At 66.0% G+C, this 3,716-nt stretch carries 3 protein-coding genes and 1 pseudogene; all 4 read left to right on the top strand.

Annotation, left to right across the window (positions count from 1 at the left end; translation table 11 throughout):
* Positions 1-676, top strand: a 676-nt coding sequence (gene rpe, locus Q0Q02_RS23465; RefSeq protein ID WP_293813204.1) for a ribulose-phosphate 3-epimerase, incomplete at its 5' end; no start/stop codon positions are given.
* An 87-nt stretch (positions 677-763) separates the two neighbouring features.
* On the top strand, positions 764-2,071 hold the full coding sequence (purB, locus tag Q0Q02_RS23460; protein ID WP_293813202.1) for an adenylosuccinate lyase: 1,308 nt from the start codon (positions 764-766) through the stop codon (positions 2,069-2,071).
* A 189-nt stretch (positions 2,072-2,260) separates the two neighbouring features.
* Positions 2,261-2,839, top strand: coding sequence for an alpha/beta hydrolase (locus Q0Q02_RS23455; protein ID WP_293813200.1), 579 nt, complete (start codon positions 2,261-2,263; stop codon positions 2,837-2,839).
* Positions 2,840-2,879: 40 nt separating this feature from the next.
* Positions 2,880-3,550, top strand: a pseudogene (locus Q0Q02_RS23450) (trans-aconitate 2-methyltransferase).
* Positions 3,551-3,716 lie beyond the last annotated feature (166 nt).

Here is a 3,716-nt window from a genome sequence, read left to right as displayed (position 1 = left end):
CCCCATCCGCATCGCCCCCTCGATCCTCTCGGCCGATTTCGCCAAGCTCGGCGAGGAAGTGCGCGCGATCGATGCCGCTGGCGCCGACTGGATCCATTGCGATGTGATGGACGGGCATTTCGTGCCGAACATCACCTTCGGCCCCGATGTGCTGAAGGCGATCCGCCCGCACACCCAGAAGTTTTTCGACGTGCATCTGATGATCGCGCCCGTCGATCCCTACATCGAAGCCTTCGCCAAGGCCGGTGCCGACCTGATCTCCTTCCATGTCGAGGCCGGCCCGCATCCGCACCGCACGCTGCAGGCGATCAAGGCGCAGGGCAAGCAGGCCGGCATCGTGCTCAATCCCGGCACGCCGGCGAGCGCCGCCGAGGCGCTGATCCAGGACGTCGATCTCATCCTGCTCATGACGGTCAATCCCGGTTTCGGCGGGCAGAGTTTCATCCGCTCGGTGGTCGAGAAGGTCGCGCAGGTGAAGGCGCTGATTGGCGACCGGCCGATCGCGCTCGAGATCGATGGGGGCGTGACGCCCGAGACCGCGCCGCTGGTCGTCAAGGCCGGCGCCGATGCGCTGGTCGCCGGCTCCGCCGTGTTCAAGGGCGGGCCTTCGGCCTATGCCGGCAATATCGAAGCGATCCGCAAGGCGGCCGAAGCCGCGCGCGGGTCGTGGGTTTGAGGTTTTTGGACTGGAGATAGCGGCCGTCATCCCGGGGCGACCTGCGGTCGTCCGGGATGACGGCGCGCATTGTGTGAAAGGTTTGCGATGATCCCGCGCTATTCCCGCCCCGAGATGGTCGCCATCTGGGAACCGCAGACCCGGTTCCGCATCTGGTTCGAGATCGAGGCGCATGCGACCGACAAGCTCGCCGAGCTTGGCGTCGTGCCGAAGGAGGCGGCCGCGACAATCTGGGCCAAGGCCAAGGACGCCGTCTTCGATGTCGCGCGCATCGACGAGATCGAGCGCGTCACCAAGCATGACGTCATCGCCTTCCTGACGCATCTGGCCGAGATCGTCGGGCCGGAGGCGCGTTTCGTCCATCAAGGCATGACCTCGTCGGACATCCTCGACACCACGCTCTCGGTGCAGCTCGCGCGCGCCACCGACCTCCTCATCGCCGATGTCGATGCGCTGCTCGCCGCGATCAAGCGCCGCGCCTTCGAGCACAAGCTGACCCCGACCATCGGCCGCTCGCACGGCATCCATGCCGAGCCGGTGACCTTCGGGCTCAAGCTCGCGCAGGCCTATGCCGAGTTCGACCGCTGCCGGGCTCGCCTCGTCGCGGCGCGGGCCGAGATCGCGACCTGCGCCATCTCGGGCGCCGTCGGCACCTTCGCCAATATCGACCCGCAGGTCGAAGCCTATGTCGCCGAGAAGATGGGCCTCACCGTCGAGCCGGTCTCGACCCAGGTCATCCCGCGCGACCGGCATGCGATGTATTTCGCGACGCTCGGCGTCGTCGCCTCCTGCATCGAGCGGCTTTCGACCGAGATCCGCCATCTCCAACGGACCGAGGTCTATGAGGCGGAGGAGTATTTCTCGCCGGGCCAGAAGGGCTCCTCGGCGATGCCGCACAAGCGCAATCCGGTCCTCACCGAGAACCTGACGGGCCTGTCGCGCCTCGTGCGTGGCATGGTTACGCCGGCTCTGGAGAACGTTGCCCTCTGGCACGAGCGCGATATCTCGCACTCGTCTGTCGAGCGCATGATCGGCCCCGATGCCACGGTGACGCTCGATTTCGCGCTGGCGCGGCTCACCGGCGTCGTCGACAAGCTGCTGGTCTATCCGCAGAACATGCGCAAGAACCTCGACCGGCTCGGCGGGCTGCACAATTCGCAGCGCGTGCTGCTGGCTCTCACCCAGGCCGGCGCCAGCCGCGAGGACAGCTATGCCATGGTCCAGCGCAACGCGATGCGCACCTGGGAGCATGGCGAGGACTTCCTGACCAATCTGATGGCCGACAAGGATGTCGCCGAAAAGCTTTCTGCCTCCGAGCTTAAGGCGATGTTCGACGAGGGTTATCACTTCAAGCATGTCGACACGATCTTCCGCCGGGTGTTCGGGGAAGCTTGAACCCATTGGTGGGGCAACTTATTTTGATGACCGGTTCGTCATCCCGCACGCGCCGCAGCACGCAAGTGCTGCTGCGCAGATGCGGGGCCGCATGACGGAAAGGCGCTTCTTCGTAAGACGGTCCCGTGTCTGCGCAGCAGCGTTTCACGCTGCAGCGCGCACGGGAAGACAGCTCTACACTGATCCATCATGAAATCCTCAGACGTCGATATCCTTATCGTTCCCGGCTGGTCGGGCTCCGGGCCCGACCATTGGCAGAGCCGCTGGGAAACTCGCCTGAAGACGGCGCGCCGCGTCGAGCAGGCGGACTGGTACAAGCCCTCCCGCCATGTCTGGGCCGATGAGATCGTCAAGGCCGTGCGCTCTGCGACGCGCCCTGTCGTGCTCGTCGGGCACTCGGCCGGCTGCAGCGCCATCGCCTTTGCCGCCGAGCATCTGCATCCCGGCGAGGTCGCCGGCGCCTTCCTGGTCGCGCCGGCCTCCGAGAAGGCCAAGGGCGCGGTGCCCGGCATGGGGCCGGATTTCATCGCGCATCGCCGCGAGAAGCTGCCCTTCCTCTCGGTGCTGATCTCCAGCGCAACCGATCCCTATTGTACGCAGGGCGAGGCGAAGGAGCTCGCCGAAGCCTGGGGCTCGGAATTCGTCGATGCCGGCGATAGCGGCCACCTCAACAGCGAATCCGGGCACGGCCCCTGGCCGGACGGGCTGCTGCGTTTTGCCGGTTTTCTCAAGAGCTTGAGCGTGGTTTCGCAGAGATTGAGTCAATAAGCGCCGCGCCCCAGCCAACGCCAGAACGGAAGCTTCGAGGATGGATGCATTCTCCGATCCGGAGGCGGTGAGGCGTTATGCGGAGGGGCCGCCGCGTCAGGTCCCCGGCTTCGTCGATCTTCAGCGCATGGCCGGACTGCTCCTCGCGGAGCGGGCGCCGGTGACGCACGGATCCTGGTCCTTGGTGCGGGTGGCGGGCTGGAGATCAAGGTGTTCGTGGAAGCACAGCCGGGCTGGCGCTTCGATGGCGTCGACCCCTCGGCGGAGATGCTCGATCTTGCTCGGTTGACGCTCGGCCCGCTGACTGCCCGTGCCGAGCTGCATCACGGCCTGATCGACATCGCGCCCGAGGGGCCGTTCGATGGCGCGGCCTGCATCCTGACCCTGCATTTCGTCGCGCGCGAGGAGCGCCTGCGCACATTGCGGGAACTGCGTCGGCGCCTGAAGCCGGGTGCGGCCTTCGTCGTGGCGCATTTCAGCTTTCCGCAAGGCGAGGGCGACCGCGATCTCTGGTTGTCCCGCTACGCCGCCTTCGCGGCGTCGTCAGGCATCGATCCGGCGCAGGCGCGGAAGGCGGGGACGACCATCGGCGAGCGCCTGCCGATCTTCGCCCCGGAGGAGGACGAGCAGTTGCTGCGGGATGCGGGGTTCAGCGGCGTCAGCCTCTTCTACGCCGGATTCACGTTTCGCGGCTGGGCGGCCTACGCTTGACTGGTTCCGCTTCCGACCCCTTGCGGACCTTCGCCGACCCGGGCAGTCTGGCAGCGAGCCCGCATATTCTATGATGTTTGCGCTCGGGAGCAATTGAGTAAGCGATGCTAAGCGATCCTCGAATGCGAAGATTTTTGTTATCGCAGGCGACTTTGCCCGCCACTAG

This window comes from uncultured Allobosea sp. (assembly GCF_945956895.1).
Classification (GTDB): Bacteria; Pseudomonadota; Alphaproteobacteria; order Rhizobiales; family Beijerinckiaceae; genus Allobosea.
The sequence above is the reverse complement of the archived record's forward strand: the minus strand, read 5'-3'. Positions and strand labels throughout refer to the sequence as shown.